We start from the raw sequence: 18430 nt of genomic DNA on the forward strand, positions 1-18430 counted from the left end.
CCGCCAAGCTGCCCGCCAAGGCCGCCGCCCCCAAGGCCCCTGCGGCCAAGGCCGCTGCTCCGGCGCTGCCCGCGGCGGCGTCCAAGCCGGCGGCCCGCGCGCCGGCACCCGGCAACGACGAGGACTGGGAATCGTTCTGAGCGCCACCCGGGCGGCGCTGCGGCGACACGGTGGCTGCCGTGCGGTCATTGCTGCGGCCCCAGCCGACTGAAAAGGCGCCGCGGATAATCGCGCGATGCGTTTTTCACCACGTGCCCTCGGCCTGCTCGCGGCCGTTGTCACGGTCACCATCTGGACGGGCTTCATCGTCATTGCCCGGGCCTCGGCCCAGCGCACGCTCACGCCCTTTGACATCGCGCTGCTGCGCATTGCGGGAGCCAGCCTGGTGCTGCTCCCGTGGGGCGCCTGGCTGGTGCGCCGCCGCGCGGCCGAGGCGGCCGAGGCGGGCCGCCCGGACGCCAGCCTCGGGGGCATCTCCCCGCTGCCGCTGCGCACCACCGCCCTGCTGGGCTGCTTTGGCGGGCTGCTGTACGCGCTGCTGGCCTATGCAGGGTTCTTCCACGCCCCGGCCACGCATGCGGCCGTGCTGATGCCGGGCAGCCTGCCGCTGTGGACGGCGCTGCTGGCGGCCCTGCTGCTGCGGGACCGCATCACCCCGCTGCGGGCGGCCGGCCTAGCCCTCATCGTGGCCGGCGACCTGCTGGTGGGCGGCCGCAGTCTGCTGGCGGCGTTTTCCGGCACCGACGTGTGGAAGGGCGACCTGCTGTTCATGTCGGCCGCGGCCTGCTGGGCTACCTACAGCGTGCTGGCGCGGCGCCACGCGGTGGACGCCGTGCATGCGACCATCGCCATCACGGCCTTTGCCTGCCTGGTGTACCTGCCCGCGTATGCGCTGCTGGTGGCGCTGGGCGCCGTGACCAGCCACCTCGCGCAGGCGCCGTGGAGCGAGATCGCCTTCCAGATGGGCTTTCAGGGCGTGGGCTCGGTGGTGGTGTCGGGCATTGCCTTCACCCGCATGATCCAGTACTACGGCCCGGTGCGCTCCACCATGATCACCGCGCTGGTGCCCGGGCTGTCCGCCATGGGCGCCGTGGCCTTTCTGAACGAGCCCCTGCAATGGAATCTGGCGGCCGGCCTGCTGCTGGTGACTGCCGGTATCCTGCTGGGTGTGCTGCGCAAAAGCCAGGCACCGGCCCCGCTGCCGTCCGCGCCCCACCCCGCCGTCCGCCCCTGAACTCTTGCCGCCCACCCTGCCCTTGGGCCCTTCCATGAACTTGCTTGCCTTCGACACCAGCACCGACACCCTGTCCATCGCCGTGCAGCGCGGCCCGGAGGTCTGGGAGCACACGGGTCCCGGGGGGGCACAGGCGTCGGCCGCCCTGATCCCGGCCGTACGCAGCCTGATGGCGCAGGCCGGCCTGTCGTTCGACACGCTGGATGCCATCGTGTTCGGCCGGGGGCCCGGCTCCTTCACCGGCCTGCGCACGGCCTGCGCGGTGGCCCAGGGGCTGGCCTTCGGGGCGCGCGGCGGGCACGGTGTGCCCGTGCTGCCGGTGGACACCTTGCTGGCCGTGGCCGAGGAAGCCCGCCACGCCCACGGCTGCACCCGCGTGGTGGCCGTGCTGGACGCGCGCATGAACGAGGTGTACCACGCACGCTGCGAATGGGACGCTGCGCCGGGCCACTGGCGCACGGATACGGACTTCGGCCTGGACGCGCCCGAGGCCCTGCAGCCGCCTGCCGGCTGGACGGTCGCGGGCAATGCGCAGGCTGCCTACGGCGAGCGGCTGGCGCCCGCCGCCCCCCATGTGGCGGTACTGCCCACGGCCCGCGCGCTGCTGCGCCTGGCCCCGGCCTTGCTCGCGGCTGGCGCAGCCGTGACCGCCAGCGAGGCGCTGCCCCGCTACATCCGCGATAAAGTTGCGCAGACCACCGCGGAGCGGGCGGCGCTGCGCGCTGCGCAGAGCGGCACAGGCCCCGCGACCAGCGCGCCCTGATGGCAGCCTTCCCCTTCCTTCTGGCGACCCCCACCCCATGAGCGCCCAGCCCACCCCACCCACGGCCGCTACCCCGCCGACCCATGCGCCCGAGGCGCGTTTCGAAGCCCTGACGCTCGCGCAGCTGGATGCCGTGCTGGCCGTGGAGCAGCGCGCCTACTCGCACCCCTGGACACGCGGCAACTTCACGGACGCGCTGGCCTCGGGCTACCAGGCCCAGGTGCTGGTGGCCGGCGAGCACCTGCTGGGCTACTTCGTTGCGATGATGGGGGTGGACGAGGTGCATCTGCTCAACATCACCGTCACCCCCGAATTCCAGCGCCAGGGCTGGGCGCGGGTGCTGCTGGACGCGCTGGCACTGTGGTCGCGCGGGCGCGGGGCCCAGTGGCTGTGGCTGGAAGTGCGCCAGAGCAACCTGCGCGCGCAGCAGGTGTACGAAGCCCACGGCTTCCGGCGCGTGGGCGAACGCAAGCGCTACTATCCGGCCGCGCACGGCCAGCGCGAGGATGCCGTGGTCATGAGCCGCGCCCTGTGAACCATGCGATCATGATGGCGACCATGGCGATGCCCCCTTTGTCCGAGTCCGTATGAGCCTGCACCTCGATCCGCGCCAGCGCGCAATGCTGCAAGAAATGGGGATCACCGTGTGGGCCCCCGCCCCCGTGCAACCGGCGCTGCAGGCCCGACCGCCACAGAACAACGCAACGGCCGCTGCCGAACCGCCGCCCGCTGGGGCGGCAGCGCCCATGGCGGCCGATGCCACCCCAGCGGCGCGCCCCCCACGCCCCGCCCAGCCGCACACCCCAACGCCCGCCGCCGCGCCGACGGACGCGCCGCGCGCCGCAGCCGTGGCCTCCGCCCTCCCCGCCGCAGCCCCGGGCGCGGCCCCTGCGCTGCGGCTGCACGCGCCCCAGGCGCTCTACCCAGCGGCCGATCCGCAGGCGGTGCCGCCCGAGCTGGGCAGCGGCTGGCTGATCGTGGCCGAGTCCCCCACCCCCGCCGAGCCGCTGGGGGGCGACGTGGGGCGCCTGCTGGACAACATGCTGCGCGCGATGCAACTGCACCGCCACCCCCGCGTCTTCTTCGCCGCGCTGGAGCGCGCGGCCGTGGGCACCGATGCCAGCGCCGCCGAGCCACCGCCCGCGGCCGCGCTCGCCGACGCGGTGGCGTCGCTGCGCCCCGCGATGGTGCTGGTGCTGGGCCACGTGGCGGCGCGGGCCGTGCTGGGCCGCAGCGAGCCCCTGGGGCGCCTGCGCGCCAGCCCGCACCAGTTGGCGGGCTGCCCTGCCGTGGTGACCTACGACCCGGCGTTTCTCATGCGCTCGCAGGACACCAAGGCGGCCGCCTGGGCAGACCTGTGCCAGGCCCTGGCCACCGTGCGCGCCCGCGCGGCGGTGCCATAATCCGCCGCCTGTTGATTTTTTTGACGGAGACAGTTCCTTGGAAACCTACCCGAGTTGGTAGCTTTCAGCTCCCCGGCCTGCCGCTGTGGGGGTTGAAAGCACCCCCATCCCCACACCGCAGATGCCACAAAAAAAGGGAGTGAGCCTATGCTCAACATCTTCACGCTCGCCAACGGCCGGCTGTTCCAGGAAGAAATCGAGTCGCTGGAAGAGCTGACGAAGTTCCAGCCGATCTGGGTGGACCTGGAGTCCCCCACGCTGGAGGAAAAGCGCTGGATCAAGCAGCACTACGGCCTGTCCATCCCCGAGGATGCGATGGACGAGGACATCGAGGAATCCGCCCGCTTCTACGAGGAAGACAACGGCGAGCTGCACATCCGCAGCGACTTTTTGATCGATGACGACGAAGACCCCCGCTCGGTGCGCGTGGCCTTCATCCTGAACCAGCACAACGCCAACCTCAAGAGCCGGGGCGTGCTGTTTTCCATCCACGACGAGGATGTGCCCGTCTTCCGCCTGCTGCGCATGCGCGCGCGCCGCGCGCCGGGGCTCATCGAGGATGCCAAGGAGGTGCTGCTCAAGCTGTTCGACGCCGACGCCGAGTACTCCGCCGACACGCTGGAAGGCATCTACGACGAGCTGGAAGCGGTGAGCAAGCAGGTGCTGGCGGGCGACGTGACCGACACCCGCGCCGGCGAGGTGCTGGCCGCCATTGCCCGCCAGGAAGACTTGAACGGCCGCATCCGCCGCAACGTGATGGACACGCGCCGCGCGGTGAGCTTCATGATGCGCAGCAAGATGCTCAACTCCGAGCAGTTCGAGGAAGCCCGCCAGATCCTGCGCGACATCGAGTCGCTGGACAACCACACGGCCTTCCTGTTCGACAAGATCAACTTCCTGATGGACGCCACGGTCGGTTTCATCAACATCAACCAGAACAAGATCATCAAGATCTTCTCGGTGGCCAGCGTGGCGCTGCTGCCCCCGACGCTGATTGCCAGCGTGTATGGCATGAACCTGCAGTTTCCGGAACTGCAGCTGCTCGGCAGCGCCGCCTATCCCTACGTGCTGGCGCTGATGGTGGCCAGCGCGCTCGGGCCGATGTGGTACTTCCGCAAGCGCGGCTGGTTGAAATAGGTTCCCCCCTGTGGCGCTGCGCGCCTTCCCCCTGAGGGGGACGCCTCCAGCGGCCCGGCGAAGCCGGTTCCGCGGTGGCACTGGTATTGGGGCGCGCCGATTTCACGGCGCGGGGCGGCATGGGCCGCTGCTGGCGCTATACCCCTGCCTGCACACGTCCCCGTCGGGCTGGGCTTTTAGTGGCCCGGGCAATGAGGATGATGGGTTCGGAGGCAACCCCGCAGAAAATATGAGTCAAATTGGCCTCCAGCGCTTATCCAGCAAGCGCAAGCAGCTATCAATTTCATAGTTTCTGCATGAACCCCAGCAGAATGTGCTCCGCGTAGCGCGTGGCCACGGTGCGCACGAAGGCGGGGAAGTCCACGTGCGCGGTGTCGTCGGCACGGTCGGAGATGGTCCGCACGGCGGCAAACGGCCGGCCGTAGTCCTGGCACACCTGGGCCACGGCGGCGCCTTCCATTTCCACCGCCAGCACGTCGTGGCCGGCGGCTTGCAGCGTGCCGCGCAGGTGCAGGGCCTCGCTGGCGGCGCACACGAAGCGGTCGCCGCTGGCCACCAGGCCCTCGTGCACGCGGGGGGCGGCTGACGTCGCCGGTACCTGGCCCCCCATCGAATTCAAGCCCAATTGGCCTTCAGCGCTTGCCAGATAAGCGCGAGCAGCTCCTGAAAGCAGAGCAGACAGCGCCGCATCGCACGCAAACCGGCTGCGCGCATAGCCGGGCACTTCCCAGCGCGGAAACAAGGGCGACGCGTCCATGTCGTGCTGCAGGTACTCGCTGGCCACGACCACGTCGCCCACTTGCACCCCCTCGCCCACGCCACCGGCCACGCCGGTGAAGACCATGCGCGCCACCCCAAACCGCTCGACAAGCGCCGTGGCCGTGGTGGCCGCCGCCACCTTGCCAATGCCGGAGAGCGCCAGCACCACGGGCCGCCCCTGCAGTTCGCCCCGCCAGAAGGCGCGGCCCGCGTGCATCAGCCGCTGCGGGTGCGACAGGTGCTGGACCAGCGAGCTTTGCTCTTCCGGCAACGCACTCAGAATGGCGGTCGTCATGGATCTACAAGGGTCAATACTGGCACGGCACAGCCCCGCGGACGCCGCGCAAGGGCCGCCCCGCCGCGCTGGCGTCGTCCCCCTTCCCGCCGTGCGCAGCGCGGCGAGAGAAGGGGGAGGCCGCGAAGCGGCTCAGGGGGATGCTCACTTCCTTTCGCGCAACTCACGCCGCAAGATCTTGCCCACCGGCGTCTTGGGCAGTTCGGTGCGGAACTCGATCACCTTGGGCTGCTTGTAGCCCGTGAGTTCATGGCGGCAGAACTCCTTGACCTGCGCTTCGGTCAACGCCGGGTCTTTCTTGACGATGACGAGCTTGACCGCTTCGCCGGTCTTCTCGTCCGGCACGCCCACCACCGCGCACTCGAGCACGCCGGGGCAATTGGCCACGACTTCCTCGACCTCGTTGGGGTAGACGTTGAAGCCGCTGACCAGCACCATGTCCTTCTTGCGGTCCACGATCTTGAAGAAGCCGCGCTCGTCCACCACGCCGATGTCGCCCGACTTGAAGAACCCGTCCTCGGTCATGACCTTGGCGGTCTCGTCCGGACGCTGCCAGTAGCCGGCCATGACCTGGGGGCCCTTGATGGCGATCTCGCCCGCCTGGCCCGGCGTGGTCACCTCGTGGCCTTCGTCGTCCAGCAGCTTCATGAAGGTGCTGGGCAGCGGCACGCCGATGGTGCCGGTGTACTCGGTGCTGGTGGTCGGGTTGCAGCTGGCCGACGGGCTGGTCTCCGACAGGCCGTAGCCCTCGCAGATGGGGCAGCCGGTCTTTTCGAGCCAGAGCTTGGCCACGGCCCCTTGCACGGCCATGCCGCCGCCCACCGAGACCTTCAGGTTCTTCCAGTTGACGGTGTTGAAGTCGGGGTGGTTGGCCAGGCCGTTGAACAAGGTGTTCACCGCCGGGAAGCTGTGGAAGGTGTGCTTGGACAGCTCCTTGAGCACGGCGGGCAGGTCGCGCGGATTGGGGATCAGGATCGTCTTGCCGCCCGTGCGCATGCTGAGCATCATGTTCACGGTAAAGGCGAAGATGTGGTACAGCGGCAGCGCGCAGATGCTGGTGGGCTGCTCGCCCGCGGGCACCTTCTTCATCACCGGCTCGTTCCAGGCCTCGGACTGCAGCACGTTGGCAATGATGTTCCGGTGCAGCAGCACCGCGCCCTTGCTCACACCGGTGGTGCCGCCGGTGTATTGCAGCAGGGCGATGTCGTCGGGGCGGATGTCCGGCTTCTTGAACGCGCCGCGCGCACCCTGCGCCACGGCGTCGTTGAAGCGCACGGCGCCCGGCAGGTCGTAGGCCGGCACCATCTTCTTGACGTTGCGCACCACGTAGTTGACCAGCGCGCCCTTGAGCAGCCCCAGCTGGTCGCCCATGGCGCAGAGCACCACATGCTTGACGGGGGTGTGGGCCAGGCAGCTCTGCAGCGTGGTGGCGAAATTTTCGATGAGGACGATCGCCTTGGCGCCGGAGTCCTTGAGCTGGTGCTCCAGCTCGCGGGGCGTGTACAGCGGGTTGACGTTGACCACCACGAAGCCCGCACGCAGGACGGCGGCCACCGCCACCGGGTACTGCGGCACGTTGGGCATCATGATGGCCACGCGGTCCCCCTTGACCAGGCCCAGGCCCTGCAGGTACGCCGCGAAGGCGCGGCTGAGGGCATCGGTCTGGGCGTAGGTCACGTCCTTGCCCATGAAGCTGTAGGCCACACGGTCTGCGTACCGGGTGAAGGCCTCGTCCATCAAGGCCACCAGCGAGGGGTACTGCGACGGGTCAATGTCCGCGGGAACGCCTTGCGGATAGGCGGCCAGCCAGGGGCGGTCGGTCATGGTGCGTGTCTCTCCAAATTCTTCTAGACGGAACGGAATCGAAATGGACTGCGGCGCGGTGGGGACCGCATTGTCCCCGCCGTCCGGCAGCCCCATGGTTGTAGTTTCCCCTAGGCGCCGCAGCGGTACGGCCGCAGCGCCATCTTTTTTTGTGGTTTTCCTGTGCGCGGCCGGAACGCGGTCATTCAATGGCCTTGCCGATGTCCTCGACCACCTTCTTGGCGTCGCCGAAGACCATCATGGTCTTGTCCATGTAGAACAGCTCGTTGTCCAGGCCTGCGTAGCCGGCCGCCATGGAGCGCTTGTTCACGATCACGGTCTTGGCCTTGTAGGCCTCCAGGATGGGCATGCCGTAGATGGGGCTGCCCTTGGTGTGCGCGGCGGGGTTCACCACGTCGTTGGCGCCCAGGATGATGGCCACGTCGGCCTGGCCGAACTCGCCGTTGATGTCCTCCATCTCGAAGACCTGGTCGTAGGGCACCTCGGCCTCGGCCAGCAGCACGTTCATGTGGCCCGGCATGCGGCCCGCCACGGGGTGGATGGCGTATTTGACGGTGATGCCCTTGTCCACCAGCTTTTGCGCCAGCTCTTTCACGGCGTGCTGGGCGCGCGCCACGGCCAGGCCGTAGCCCGGCACGATGACCACGGTCTCGGCATTGCCCAGCACGAAGGCCGCGTCGTCGGCGCTGCCGCTCTTGACGCTGCGCTGCACCTGGCTGGCGCCACCGGCGGCCGCGGCCTCGCCGCCAAAGCCGCCCAGGATCACGTTGAAGAACGAGCGGTTCATGGCCTTGCACATGATGTAGCTCAGGATGGCGCCCGAGCTGCCCACCAGCGAGCCGGCAATGATCAGCATGCTGTTGTTGAGCGAGAACCCGATGCCCGCGGCGGCCCAGCCCGAGTAGCTGTTGAGCATCGACACCACCACCGGCATGTCCGCGCCGCCGATGGGAATGATGATGAGCACGCCCAGCACGAAGGACAGGGCCAGCATGGCGAAGAACGCCGTCCAGTTCTCGGTGGCCATGAACACCAGCCCCAGGCCCACGGTGGCCAGGCCCAGCACCAGGTTGAGCAGATGCTGCCCCGCGAACTGCACCGGCGCGCCCTGGAACAGGCGGAACTTGTACTTGCCCGAGAGCTTGCCGAAGGCGATGACCGAGCCGCTGAACGTGATGGCGCCGATGGCCGCGCCCAGGAACAGCTCCAGGCGGTTGCCCGCAGGGATGGGCTGGCCCTTGGCCACGATCTGGAACGCCCAGGGCTCGGCCACGGCGGCGATGGCGATGAACACGGCAGCCAGGCCGATCATGCTGTGCATGAACGCCACCAGCTCGGGCATCTTGGTCATCTCCACCCGGTGGGCCATGAAGGCGCCGGCCGCACCGCCCACCACCAGCGCGCCCAGCACGTACACCATGCCCTGCGCCTTGCCGCCTGACAGCTCCACGATGAGCGCCGACGTGGTCAGGATGGCAATGGCCATGCCCGCCATGCCGAACACGTTGCCACGGATGGACGTGGTGGGATGCGACAGGCCCTTGAGCGCCTGGATGAAGCAGACGCTGGCGACCAGGTACAGCAGCGTGACGAGGTTCATGCTCATGCCTGCTCTCCCCCGGCCTTGGGCGCTGCCGCCTTCCGGTCCTTCTTCTTGAACATCTCGAGCATGCGGCGGGTCACCAGGAAGCCGCCAAACACGTTCACCGCCGCCAGCGCCACGGCCAGCACCCCCATGCCCTTGCCCAGCGGGGTCTCGGTCAGGGCCGCCGCCAGCATGGCCCCCACGATCACGATGGCCGACACCGCGTTGGTCACCGCCATGAGCGGCGTGTGCAGGGCCGGCGTGACGTTCCACACCACGTGGTAACCCACATAGATGGCCAGCACGAAGATGATCAGGTTGATGAGGGTGGGAGAGACGGCGTCCATGGGGTCCTTCGTTCAGCGGTAGTTTCAGGAAGACCAGCGGCTCACGCCCCGGCCATCACTGGGGAAGCGGCAGCGGAAACGGCGGCAGGGCAAAGAAGCCGTCCACCATGCCCACGCTGGTGCGCGCGGCCTGCACCACCTTCTGGCTCCACTCCTGCACCGGCAGGCCCGCGCGGAGGAATTCCTCGTTGTTGCGGGGCTTGGGCCACAGCAGGCGCTGGTCCACGATGGCGTTCACATTGATGTACGCCCCGCCTTCCGTGGCATAGCGGTAGTTCAGGTGGGTATAGGGCGTGTTGACGGTGGCATGGTGCTCGTCCAGCCAGCGCACCACGGCGGGGTGGTTCTTCTCGATCCATCCCTTGTTGTTGGCCCAGCGCTTGACCTGCAGGCAATCGATGCGCACGGGGCTGGCTTCCGCGGCGTCCACGACCCGCAGGTCGGGCTGCTGCTGGCACGCCCCCGTCCAGAGCGTGGGGCCTTGCCATTTGTTGGTGCGGTTGGTCTGCAGCAGCACCACGGCCAGCAGCTCCTTGTTGGCACCGCGCAGCCCCACGGCCCGCGTCTGCAAGGGGAAACTGCCCGGCAGGGGCTGCAGCGGCAGCGCCTCGTTGGAGCTCCCCAGGTCTTCCCAGTCCGTGGATGGCAGCACCAGCCGCGCACGCCCGGCGCCGTACTCCTCCGGCCCCGCCGGGATGGGGGCGCAGGCGCTGAGGCCCGCGGCCGCCACCGCCGCCGCCAGCAGCCAGGCCGCTGTGCGGCGCGGGCCGGCGCCTGGGAGTTGAGTCTTGTTCTTCTTCACGTTCTTGCCAATGGAATTCATGCGCGCTTTACCGTGCCTTCATGGGCCACGAGGCAAGCCGCAACGATGTCGTCCTGCAGGTCCATGTGCAAGGCACCGTCCTTGTTGATGATGAGTTTGAGAAAGTCCAGCACGTTGCGGGCATAGAGCGAGGAGGCGTCCGCCGCCACCAGGGCCGGCAGATTGGTTTCGCCGACCAGTGTCACCCCGTGCCGGACCACGGTCTTGCCGGCTTCGGTGAGCGGGCAATTGCCGCCCTGCGGCGCCGCAATGTCCACGATCACCGATCCGGGCTTCATGGACCGTACCATGTCTTCGGTGACCAGCACCGGCGCGGGCCGCCCGGGGATGAGCGCGGTGGTGATGACCACGTCGGCCTGCGCCACGCGCTTGGCCACTTCGGCCTTCTGGCGCTCCAGCCAGCTGGCGGGCATGGGCCGCGCGTAGCCGCCCACACCCTCGGCCGCCTCTTTTTCTTCCTGCGTTTCGTAGGGTACGTCGATGAACTTGGCGCCCAGCGACTCCACCTGCTCCTTCACGCTGGGCCGCACGTCTGAGGCTTCGATCACGGCCCCCAGCCGCTTGGCCGTGGCGATGGCCTGCAACCCCGCAACGCCCACGCCCAGGATCACCACGCGCGCCGCCTTCACGGTGCCGGCGGCCGTCATCAGCATGGGGAAGAAGCGCTGGTAGCGGTCGGCCGCGAGCATCACGGCCTTGTAGCCGGCGATGTTGGCCTGCGACGACAGTACGTCCATGCTTTGCGCCCGCGTGGTGCGGGGCGCGGCTTCGAGCGCATAGGCCGTGACCCCGGCCGCCGCCAGCCGCTGCAGCCCGGCCGCGTCAAAGGGGTTGAGCATGCCCACCAGCGTCGCGCCGGCGCGCAGGCGCACGGCCTCGGCGTCTTGCGGCGCGCGCACCTTGAGCACCAGGTCCGCCCCCCAGGCCCCGGCGGCATCGGTGATTTCCGCGCCGGCCGCCTCGTATGCGGCATCCGTCACGCTGGCGGCCACGCCCGCCCCGGACTCGATGCGCAAGGTGTGGCCCTGGGCCTTCAGCTTCTTGACCGTTTCCGGCGTCGCCGCGACCCGGGTTTCTCCCGCCATGGACTCCGCAGGCACACCAATCAGCATGTCGTCTCCTCGAAGAGGGTCAGTGGAATTACTTAGTTACTGACCACGAGCTTACATGAAGAATTTCTCATGGCTGTCGCCTTTGTCTGATGTAGAGGGAACTCCCCAGGGCCCCGGCCGCACAGCGGCCCATGAAAAAAGCCCGGCCGCTTGCGCGCCGGGCTTGGAAGGCTTCCCGCACAGGACTTTCGGGACGCCGGGTCAGTTCACCACCTGGGCCAGCGTGCCCGATGCGTAGCGCTGCGCGACTTCCTGCAGGCTGTAACCCTTGATCTTCGCGCCCTGGCCTTCGCAGCCGAACTCCAGGTAGCGCTGCTTGCACACGGCCTTGGCGGCCTCGCGGGCGGGCTTGAGCCACTCGCGGGCGTCGAACTTGTCGGGGTTCTCGGCCAGGAACTTGCGCACCGCGCCGGTCATGGCCAGACGGATGTCGGTGTCGATGTTGATCTTGCGCACGCCGTACTTGATGGCTTCCTGGATTTCCTCGACGGGCACGCCGTAGGTTTCCTTCATCTTGCCGCCGTACTGGTTGATGATGGCCAGCAACTCCGCCGGCACGGAGGACGAGCCGTGCATCACCAGGTGGGTGTTGGGGATGCGGGCGTGGATTTCCTTCACGCGGCTGATGGCCAGGATGTCGCCCGTGGGCTTGCGGCTGAACTTGTAGGCGCCGTGGCTGGTGCCGATGGCGATCGCCAGGGCGTCCAGCTGGGTGGCCTTCACGAAGGTGGCGGCTTCCTCGGGGTCGGTCAGCATCTGGCTGTGGTCGAGCTTGCCCACGGCGCCAATGCCGTCTTCCTCGCCCGCGTCGCCGGTCTCCAGGTTGCCCAGGCAGCCCAGCTCGCCCTCCACCGTCACGCCCACCTTGTGGGCCATGTCCACCACCTTGCGGGTCACGTCCACGTTGTAGTCGAAGCTCGACGGCGTCTTGCCGTCTTCCATCAGCGAGCCGTCCATCATCACCGAGCCAAAGCCCAGGTGGATCGCGCCTTCGCAGACCTTGGGCGACGTGCCATGGTCCTGGTGCATCACGAGCGGGATGTGGGGATAGGCTTCCGCCGCCGCCTGGATCAGGTGCTTGATGAAGGGCTCGCCCGCATATTTGCGGGCACCGGCGCTGGCCTGCAGGATCACGGGGGCGCCCACCTCGTCGGCGGCTGCCATCACGGCCTGGACCTGCTCCAGGTTGTTGACGTTGAAAGCGGGGATGCCGTAGCTGTTGGCAGCGGCATGGTCGAGCAGTTCGCGCATCGAAACGAGAGGCATGGTCGTAGGGTCCGTTGAAGGGTGGAAGAAGGCGCTGCCAGGCAGGCTCGGCGGTGGTAACCGCTTGGTAACCGGCAATTTTAACCGGCGGCTTCGGCCGGGGCGCCTGGCAAAACCAAGCGGTAGCAGGTGGTAAACGGCGCGGGCGCCGGGGCCGGGCCGAAGCCGCCGCCGTGCACCTCGGCCACCCGGCGCAGGATTTCATGGCCCAGGTGCAGGCTGTCCGCCGCCGGCCGGGCGCTGGCGCCGCCCGCGCCCTGGCGTGCGCCGCCGTCGTCGCACACCTGCAGCCAGGCGCCGCCGTCGCCCGACGGCGCCACCTGCACGGCAATGTGCGTGCCCTCGGGGGTGTGCTTGAGCGCGTTTTCCACCAGGTTGCGCGCAGCAATGTCCAGCAGCAGCGCATGTCCGGGCACCCAAAGTTCCGGGGGGGCGGTCACGGCGATATCGTCGCCGCGCTGCCACGCCGTCTGGGCATAGTCGGCGCACACCTGGCGGGCCACGGCGCACAGGTCCACGGGGGCCTTGGCTTCGTGGAGCTCGGCCCGGCTCGCGCGCGCCAGGGTCAGCAGCTGGTGGAGCACGTGCCCGGCCCGCAGCGCGTCCTGGCCAATGCGGTCGATGGCCTGCGCCCGCGCATCGGCGTCCAGCGGCCCGGCCAGGGCGCTGGCCTGCAGTGCGATGGACGACAGCGGCGTGCGCAGCTCATGGGCCACCTCGTTGGCCAGGCGGCGCTCGCGCACGAGCGCCGCCTGCTGGCGGTCCAGCAGCGTGTTGATGGACGCAACGACCGACTGGAACTCGTTCCAGGCGTGGCGCGACGCCAGCCGCTGCGTGCTGGTCGGGTCCAGGGCGGCCACATCGGCCGACAGGGCATAGAGCGGGCGCAGGCCCCGCCACAGGGCCAGGCCCAGCGCCAGCGCCACCACGGGCAGCAGCCACAGGCCCGGCTCGATCATCTGCTCGGCAATGTCTTCCGCCAGGTCATCGCGCTCGCGCAATTCCAGCAGCACCATGATCTTGCGCTGGCGGGCGGCGTCCCATTGGGAAAAACTGCGCCACGCGACCTGTTCGGGCCCCAGCACCAGGTCGGCGAAGCCCTCGGCCACGGTGAACGGCGGGGGCGCGGCCACCCCCCGCAGGGAAAGAACGCGGCCCTGGGCATCCCACTGCACCACGCTCAGCGACTGCTGGTAGTCATGGGACTTGAGCCAGGGCGTGGGCGCCTGGGGCGTGACCTGCGGCCCCTGCATGGACTCGGTGGCGCGCAGGTTCAGCAGCAGCGCCGCCACGCTGGCCAGGTGCCCGTCGGTCAGCTCATCCGCCTCGTGCACCCCGGTCTGGTAGCCAATGACCACGAAGCTGGCCCACACCAGCACCAGCACCCCCAACGTCCACAGCAGCAGCTGCCGGGTCAGCGACGGGCCGCGCGCAGCCGGGGGGCCGCCCTGGGCCGGAGTCATGGCGCCACCGCCTGCGGCACAAAGTAGCCCACGCCGCGCATGGTCTGGATGCAGCCGCTGCCCAGCTTGCGGCGCAGGTGGTGGATGTGCACTTCCACCGCGTTGCTCTCGATGGCGGCATCCCAGCTGTACAGCCGCTCTTCGATCTGCTGGCGCGACAGCACCCGCCCGCGGGCCTCCAGCAGCACCAGCAGCACGGAGAACTCCCGCGGGGACATCTCGACCGGCTTGCCCTGCAGCCGCACCGTCCGGGTGGCCGGGTCCAGCTCGATGTCACCGTGGCGGATGGTGGGCGACGCGCGCCCCGCGGCCCGCCGCAGCAGCGCGCGCAGGCGTGCGTCCAGTTCGTCCACGTCGAACGGCTTGGTCAGGTAGTCGTCGGCGCCGAGATCCAGCCCCGCCACGCGCTGGTGCACCTGGTCCCGGGCGGTCACGATGAGCACGGGGGTGGCCGGATCCGGCAGGGCCGGGGGAGCGCCCGCTGCGGCCGCAGGGCTCAGGCGCAGCCGCCGCAGCAGTTCGCCGCCGTCACCGTCGGCCAGCCCCAGGTCGAGCAGCACCGCGTCAAAGCGCTCCGCCCGCAGCGCGCTCCAGGCGCCCGCCACGCCGTCACAGACGTCCACCGCATAGCCGCGTTGCTGGAGGTTGGTGCGCAGGCCGCTGGCAATGCCTGCATCGTCTTCGACCACGAGGATTCGCATGGCGCCATTGTCGCAGCGCCCGCCGGGGCCGGACGAACGGGCGGCCCCGGCGCCATTAAGACCGTGTTAAGTAGCCCACCCTATGGTGGCGGGCATGTCTGCCACGCCCGAGCCGCCCCTGTTTCGCCGCCATGCCTTTCTTTTCTGGACGCTGGGGGCCCTGGCCTGCGTGCTGGCCTGGGACGCGGGCGGGCAGGACCTGGCCTGGGCGCAGCCCTTTGGCTCGGCCCAGGGCTTTCCCCTGCGGGACCAGTGGTTCTTCGTGCAGGTCATGCACGAAGGCGCCCGCCGCCTGGGCTGGCTGCTCGTGCTGCTCCTGACGCTCAGCGTGTGGTGGCCCCTGGGATTCTTGCGGCGCCTGGACGCGGGCGAACGGGTCCAGATGGCCGTGAGCGCCCTGCTGGCCCTGGCCGTGGTCAGCATCACCAAGAACCTCAGTGCGACCAGTTGCCCGTGGGATCTGGCGCAGTTCGGCGGCGTGGCACGGCATGTCTCGCACTGGGCGCTGGGCGTGCTGGACGGCGGCAGCGGGCGCTGTTTCCCGGCGGGCCATGCGTCGGCCGGTTTTGCCTTTCTGGGCGGCTATTTCGCGCTGCGCCGCAAGGCGCCCCGCGCAGCGCGCTGGTGGCTGGCGGGTTCACTGCTGGCCGGCCTGGTACTGGGTGGCGCGCAACAGGTGCGCGGCGCCCACTTCATGAGCCACACACTGTGGACCGGCTGGCTGTGCTGGACCACCGGCTGGCTTTGCGATGTGGCGGCCCGGACCCTGCGCCCGCGCTTTGCCCTTCGAACCGCCCCCTCTGCCGAGGCGCCCCATGCTTCCGCTTGACGTCGCGGTGTTTCACGCCCTCAACGCCGACGCCACCACGTGGCCCGGGGTGGTGGCGGCAGCGCGGTGGGCTTCTCAGCAACTGCCCATTGCCATGGGCGGCGCCCTCGTAGGCTGCCTGGTCGTGGGCAATGCCGCCCAGCGCCACGCCGTCGCCCGGGTCCTGGCATCCATGGCGCTGGCCTGGCTGGGCGTGCAGCTGCTGCGGTACGCCGTGCCCGCACCGCGCCCGGCCCAGCTCGGGCTGGGCGTGCAGTGGATCGAGCACTCGGCGCGCGCGGGCTTTCCCAGCATGCACGCGGCGGGGGCCTTTGCGCTCGCAGCCAGCCTGCAGGCTTCCCGACCCGCGCGCTCCATCGCGCTGGCGGGGTGGGCGGGGGCCTTTGCGGTAGCGTGGAGCCGCCTGTGCCTGGGCGTCCACTTTCCGTCAGACGTCCTGGTCGGCATGCTGACCGGCGCCCTCAGCGCGGGCGTGGTGCATGCACTGAGCTTGCGGTGGGCCGGCGCGGAGCCCTTGCTGCCGCCTCGTGCGGCCGACGCGCACCCCGAGCCGCTGCAGCCGGCAGCGCCGTCGGTCAGCTGGCCACGCAAATTTTGAGCATGTTCGTCCCGCCGGGCGCGCCCATGGGCTCGCCGCAGGTGATCGCGTAGACATCGCCCTTCTGCACGATGTTGCGGCTCTTGAGGTGGCCCTCGGCCTGCTCCAGGGCCGTGTCGCGGTCGGCGCTGGTGTCCATCAGCAGGGGGCGCACGTTGCGGTACATCGCCATCTTGCGCTGTGTCGCCACCTTGGGCGTCAGGGCATAGATGGGGATGTGGATGCGGTGGCGGCTCATCCACAGCGCCGTGGCGCCGCTGTCGGTCATCGCGACGATGGCCTTGGCGCCCAGGTGGTGGGCCGTGAACAGCGCGCCCATGGCGATGGACTGGTCGATGCGACCAAAGGTCTGGCCGGTGAAGTCGGCGTCCAGCTGGTGGTCTTCGGCCGCCTCGGCGGCGGCGCAGATGGTGGCCATCTCTTCCACGGTTTCCAGCGGGTAGCGGCCCGCGGCGGTCTCGGCGCTCAGCATCACCGCGTCGGTGCCGTCCAGCACGGCGTTGGCCACGTCGCTCACCTCGGCGCGCGTGGGCACGGGGTTGGTGATCATGCTTTCCATCATCTGGGTGGCGGTGATGACCACCTTGTCCAGGTCGCGCGCCATGCGGATCATCTTCTTTTGCAGCGCGGGCACGGCGGCGTTGCCCACTTCCACGGCCAGGTCGCCGCGCGCGACCATGATGCCGTCGCTGACCCGCAGGATGGACTCCAGGTGCGGGATGGCCTCGGCGCGCTCGATCTTGGCGATCAGGCCGGGCTTGTGCCGGTGCTCGGACGCGGCCACGTTGCACAGCTGGCGCGCCATTTCCATGTCGGTGGCGTTCTTGGGGAAGCTCACCGCCACGTAGTCGGCCTGGAAGCTCATGGCCGTGCGGATGTCTTCCATGTCCTTGGCCGTGAGCGCGGGTGCGGTGAGCCCGCCGCCCTTCTTGTTGATGCCCTTGTTGTTGGACAGCTCGCCGCCCACCTTGACGGTGGTGTGCACAGCCTCGCCGCGCACGGCATCGACCGTGAGCACGATCAGGCCGTCGTTGAGCAGCAGGATGTCCCCCGCCTTCACGTCGCGCGGCAGCTCCTTGTAGTCCAGGCCTACGCCCTGGAGGTCGCCCAGTTCGGTGCGCGACGCATCCAGCACGAATTTCGCGCCGGGCTCCAGCAGCACCTTGCCCTGCTCGAACTTGCCCACGCGGATCTTGGGCCCCTGCAGGTCGGCCATGATGGCCACCTCGCGGCCCGCGCGCTGGGCGGCCTCGCGCACCGTGGCGGCGCGGTCGATGTGGTCCTGCGCCTTGCCGTGGCTGAAGTTCAGCCGGACCACGTTGACCCCTGCGCGGATCATGGCTTCCAGCAGCGCCGGATCGCTCGATGCGGGGCCCAGGGTGGCAACAATCTTCGTGGCGCGGCGCGTGGGCATGGGCTTGTCTCTTTCTCTCGTTCGGGGATGTAATCGAATTTCAATTCTCACACGAAGCGGTTACATGCCGGTTACCCGGCGTGGCCCTCGGCATCACGACAACGCATGGGACAGCAGATGGGCCAGCAGGTGCGCCAACATCGCTGCCTCCAGGCCGTGGCGGGCATAGAGCCCGCCTGCGACCAGGCCGAACGCCGTGTTGCCCACCAGCACGAAGGCGACGACCGGCGCCGTGAGCACGCCCGCCATCGCCTGGGCCGCCGGCAGGTGGCCCAGCGCAAACAGCAGGGCGCTGAGCACCACCGCCCAGGCCACCAGCCCCCTACCGGGCCGGCCCTGCCCACGCTGCACCACGCGCCAGCCCAGCCACAGCAGCAGGCTCATCACGCCCCAGCGCATCAGCAGTTCCTCGGTGATGCCGCCGTACAGCAGCTTGACGGCCAAGGGCATGGCGGCGGCGGGATCGGACGGGCGCAGGGCGGCCGGCGCCACCCAGGACAGTGCCCAGAGCCACGCCGCCCCCGCGATGCCGCCCGCAACGCCCGGCCGCCAAAGGCGCCGCACGGCGGGCCCCACGGGCGCCCCGCAGAGCCAGGCCGACACCGCCGGTGCCCCCAGGCTCACGCGCGGTGCGAGCACCGTGCCGACGGCGACGCACAGGGCGAGCAGCACGGCCGTCTGCGCACCACTGAGCAGCACCAGCGCCCACAGCGGCAGGGGCAAGAGGTCCGCATGGGCGCGCAGGGGCGGCAGCAGCGCCCCCACCACGGCCACCACCCCCGGCATGCCCAGCAGCCACAACACGGCCCCCAGGCGCCACCGGGAGGGCTGCAGCGCCTGGCCAGCGTGGCCGGAAGCGTTCCACACCATGGGAGAT

18 protein-coding genes are annotated in these 18430 nt (G+C 69.6%); 7 read left to right on the forward strand and 11 right to left on the reverse strand.

All coding sequences use genetic code 11. The features are described 5' to 3' along the window. The first annotated feature begins 235 nt into the window (after positions 1-235). The 5 genes from LWW96_RS16260 to corA all read left to right on the forward strand — a co-directional run bounded on the left by LWW96_RS16260 (position 236) and on the right by corA (position 4537). Positions 236-1234, forward strand: coding sequence for a DMT family transporter (locus LWW96_RS16260; protein ID WP_291488802.1), 999 nt, complete (start codon positions 236-238; stop codon positions 1232-1234). A 34-nt stretch (positions 1235-1268) separates the two neighbouring features. Then, entirely contained in the window at positions 1269-1997 is a 729-nt protein-coding gene (tsaB, locus tag LWW96_RS16265) for a tRNA (adenosine(37)-N6)-threonylcarbamoyltransferase complex dimerization subunit type 1 TsaB (RefSeq protein ID WP_291488804.1), read from the forward strand. 37 nt (positions 1998-2034) lie between these two features. Continuing rightward, the gene (gene rimI / locus LWW96_RS16270; RefSeq protein WP_291488806.1) at positions 2035-2532 is read left to right on the forward strand and encodes a ribosomal protein S18-alanine N-acetyltransferase; all 498 of its coding nucleotides are present in this window, start codon (positions 2035-2037) and stop codon (positions 2530-2532) included. Positions 2533-2584: 52 nt separating this feature from the next. Further along, the gene (locus LWW96_RS16275) at positions 2585-3400 is read left to right on the forward strand and encodes a uracil-DNA glycosylase family protein (protein ID WP_291488809.1); all 816 of its coding nucleotides are present in this window, start codon (positions 2585-2587) and stop codon (positions 3398-3400) included. Positions 3401-3547: 147 nt separating this feature from the next. Next, complete coding sequence (gene corA / locus LWW96_RS16280) at positions 3548-4537, forward strand: magnesium/cobalt transporter CorA (RefSeq protein ID WP_291488811.1); 990 nt, start codon at positions 3548-3550, stop codon at positions 4535-4537. A gap of 283 nt (positions 4538-4820) precedes the next feature. Here corA and LWW96_RS16285 read toward each other — a convergent pair whose 3' ends face one another. From LWW96_RS16285 to LWW96_RS16325, 9 genes are all read right to left on the reverse strand, one after another. Then, positions 4821-5591 carry a 5'-methylthioadenosine/adenosylhomocysteine nucleosidase gene (locus LWW96_RS16285; protein WP_291488813.1) on the reverse strand — a complete coding sequence of 257 codons (771 nt, stop codon included), beginning with the start codon at positions 5589-5591 and terminating at the stop codon, positions 4821-4823. 144 nt (positions 5592-5735) lie between these two features. After that, the gene (locus LWW96_RS16290; RefSeq protein WP_291488815.1) at positions 5736-7415 is read right to left on the reverse strand and encodes a long-chain-fatty-acid--CoA ligase; all 1680 of its coding nucleotides are present in this window, start codon (positions 7413-7415) and stop codon (positions 5736-5738) included. Positions 7416-7596: 181 nt separating this feature from the next. Next, positions 7597-9021, reverse strand: coding sequence for an NAD(P)(+) transhydrogenase (Re/Si-specific) subunit beta (locus LWW96_RS16295; protein ID WP_291488817.1), 1425 nt, complete (start codon positions 9019-9021; stop codon positions 7597-7599). Next, positions 9018-9347: an NAD(P) transhydrogenase subunit alpha gene (locus LWW96_RS16300; RefSeq protein WP_291488819.1), complete on the reverse strand. Its 330-nt coding sequence runs from the start codon at positions 9345-9347 to the stop codon at positions 9018-9020. The genes LWW96_RS16295 and LWW96_RS16300 overlap by 4 nt, the downstream gene beginning before the upstream one ends. Positions 9348-9402: 55 nt before the next feature. Next, positions 9403-10170, reverse strand: a complete 768-nt coding sequence (locus tag LWW96_RS16305) for a hypothetical protein (protein ID WP_291488821.1) — start codon at positions 10168-10170, stop codon at positions 9403-9405. Then, positions 10167-11282 (reverse strand): Re/Si-specific NAD(P)(+) transhydrogenase subunit alpha, encoded by a 1116-nt coding sequence (locus LWW96_RS16310; RefSeq protein ID WP_291488823.1) that lies wholly within the window; start codon positions 11280-11282, stop codon positions 10167-10169. Before LWW96_RS16310 ends, LWW96_RS16305 begins: the two co-directional genes overlap by 4 nt. 201 nt (positions 11283-11483) lie before the next feature. Then, the gene (gene fba / locus LWW96_RS16315) at positions 11484-12548 is read right to left on the reverse strand and encodes a class II fructose-bisphosphate aldolase (protein ID WP_291488825.1); all 1065 of its coding nucleotides are present in this window, start codon (positions 12546-12548) and stop codon (positions 11484-11486) included. An 80-nt stretch (positions 12549-12628) separates the two neighbouring features. Next, positions 12629-14011, reverse strand: a complete 1383-nt coding sequence (locus LWW96_RS16320; protein ID WP_291488827.1) for a histidine kinase dimerization/phospho-acceptor domain-containing protein — start codon at positions 14009-14011, stop codon at positions 12629-12631. Further along, positions 14008-14712 (reverse strand): response regulator transcription factor, encoded by a 705-nt coding sequence (locus LWW96_RS16325; RefSeq protein WP_291488829.1) that lies wholly within the window; start codon positions 14710-14712, stop codon positions 14008-14010. Before LWW96_RS16325 ends, LWW96_RS16320 begins: the two co-directional genes overlap by 4 nt. An 82-nt stretch (positions 14713-14794) precedes the next feature. Between LWW96_RS16325 and LWW96_RS16330 the strand changes: the two genes are divergently transcribed. Together LWW96_RS16330 and LWW96_RS16335 are read left to right on the forward strand one after the other, a co-directional pair. Next, a complete protein-coding gene (locus tag LWW96_RS16330; protein WP_291488831.1) occupies positions 14795-15541 on the forward strand; it encodes a phosphatase PAP2 family protein in 747 nt (248 codons plus the stop codon). Continuing rightward, positions 15528-16139, forward strand: a complete 612-nt coding sequence (locus LWW96_RS16335) for a phosphatase PAP2 family protein (protein ID WP_291488833.1) — start codon at positions 15528-15530, stop codon at positions 16137-16139. Before LWW96_RS16330 ends, LWW96_RS16335 begins: the two co-directional genes overlap by 14 nt. Here the strand turns inward: LWW96_RS16335 and pyk are convergent. Beyond that, positions 16117-17553, reverse strand: coding sequence for a pyruvate kinase (gene pyk / locus LWW96_RS16340; protein ID WP_291488836.1), 1437 nt, complete (start codon positions 17551-17553; stop codon positions 16117-16119). The two genes, LWW96_RS16335 and pyk, sit on opposite strands and share 23 nt — an antisense overlap. A 93-nt stretch (positions 17554-17646) precedes the next feature. After that, positions 17647-18423, reverse strand: coding sequence for a CPBP family glutamic-type intramembrane protease (locus LWW96_RS16345; RefSeq protein ID WP_291488838.1), 777 nt, complete (start codon positions 18421-18423; stop codon positions 17647-17649). Positions 18424-18430: the final 7 nt, after the last annotated feature.

This window comes from Acidovorax sp., assembly GCF_021287135.1.
Lineage (GTDB): Bacteria > Pseudomonadota > Gammaproteobacteria > Burkholderiales > Burkholderiaceae_C > Acidovorax.

What these genes read in the sequence shown, in the direction of transcription:
- LWW96_RS16295 (WP_291488817.1), bottom strand. Translation starts at nt 9,021, where the DNA reads ATGAGCATGAACCTCGTCACGCTGCTGTACCTGGTCGCCAGCGTCTGC.
- rimI (WP_291488806.1), top strand. Translation starts at nt 2,035, where the DNA reads ATGAGCGCCCAGCCCACCCCACCCACGGCCGCTACCCCGCCGACCCAT.
- LWW96_RS16285 (WP_291488813.1), bottom strand. Translation starts at nt 5,591, where the DNA reads ATGACGACCGCCATTCTGAGTGCGTTGCCGGAAGAGCAAAGCTCGCTG.
- fba (WP_291488825.1), bottom strand. Translation starts at nt 12,548, where the DNA reads ATGCCTCTCGTTTCGATGCGCGAACTGCTCGACCATGCCGCTGCCAAC.
- LWW96_RS16345 (WP_291488838.1), bottom strand. Translation starts at nt 18,423, where the DNA reads ATGGTGTGGAACGCTTCCGGCCACGCTGGCCAGGCGCTGCAGCCCTCC.
- LWW96_RS16330 (WP_291488831.1), top strand. Translation starts at nt 14,795, where the DNA reads ATGGTGGCGGGCATGTCTGCCACGCCCGAGCCGCCCCTGTTTCGCCGC.
- tsaB (WP_291488804.1), top strand. Translation starts at nt 1,269, where the DNA reads ATGAACTTGCTTGCCTTCGACACCAGCACCGACACCCTGTCCATCGCC.
- pyk (WP_291488836.1), bottom strand. Translation starts at nt 17,553, where the DNA reads ATGCCCACGCGCCGCGCCACGAAGATTGTTGCCACCCTGGGCCCCGCA.
- corA (WP_291488811.1), top strand. Translation starts at nt 3,548, where the DNA reads ATGCTCAACATCTTCACGCTCGCCAACGGCCGGCTGTTCCAGGAAGAA.
- LWW96_RS16310 (WP_291488823.1), bottom strand. Translation starts at nt 11,282, where the DNA reads ATGCTGATTGGTGTGCCTGCGGAGTCCATGGCGGGAGAAACCCGGGTC.
- LWW96_RS16335 (WP_291488833.1), top strand. Translation starts at nt 15,528, where the DNA reads ATGCTTCCGCTTGACGTCGCGGTGTTTCACGCCCTCAACGCCGACGCC.
- LWW96_RS16305 (WP_291488821.1), bottom strand. Translation starts at nt 10,170, where the DNA reads ATGAATTCCATTGGCAAGAACGTGAAGAAGAACAAGACTCAACTCCCA.
- LWW96_RS16325 (WP_291488829.1), bottom strand. Translation starts at nt 14,712, where the DNA reads ATGCGAATCCTCGTGGTCGAAGACGATGCAGGCATTGCCAGCGGCCTG.
- LWW96_RS16290 (WP_291488815.1), bottom strand. Translation starts at nt 7,415, where the DNA reads ATGACCGACCGCCCCTGGCTGGCCGCCTATCCGCAAGGCGTTCCCGCG.
- LWW96_RS16320 (WP_291488827.1), bottom strand. Translation starts at nt 14,011, where the DNA reads ATGACTCCGGCCCAGGGCGGCCCCCCGGCTGCGCGCGGCCCGTCGCTG.
- LWW96_RS16300 (WP_291488819.1), bottom strand. Translation starts at nt 9,347, where the DNA reads ATGGACGCCGTCTCTCCCACCCTCATCAACCTGATCATCTTCGTGCTG.
- LWW96_RS16275 (WP_291488809.1), top strand. Translation starts at nt 2,585, where the DNA reads ATGAGCCTGCACCTCGATCCGCGCCAGCGCGCAATGCTGCAAGAAATG.
- LWW96_RS16260 (WP_291488802.1), top strand. Translation starts at nt 236, where the DNA reads ATGCGTTTTTCACCACGTGCCCTCGGCCTGCTCGCGGCCGTTGTCACG.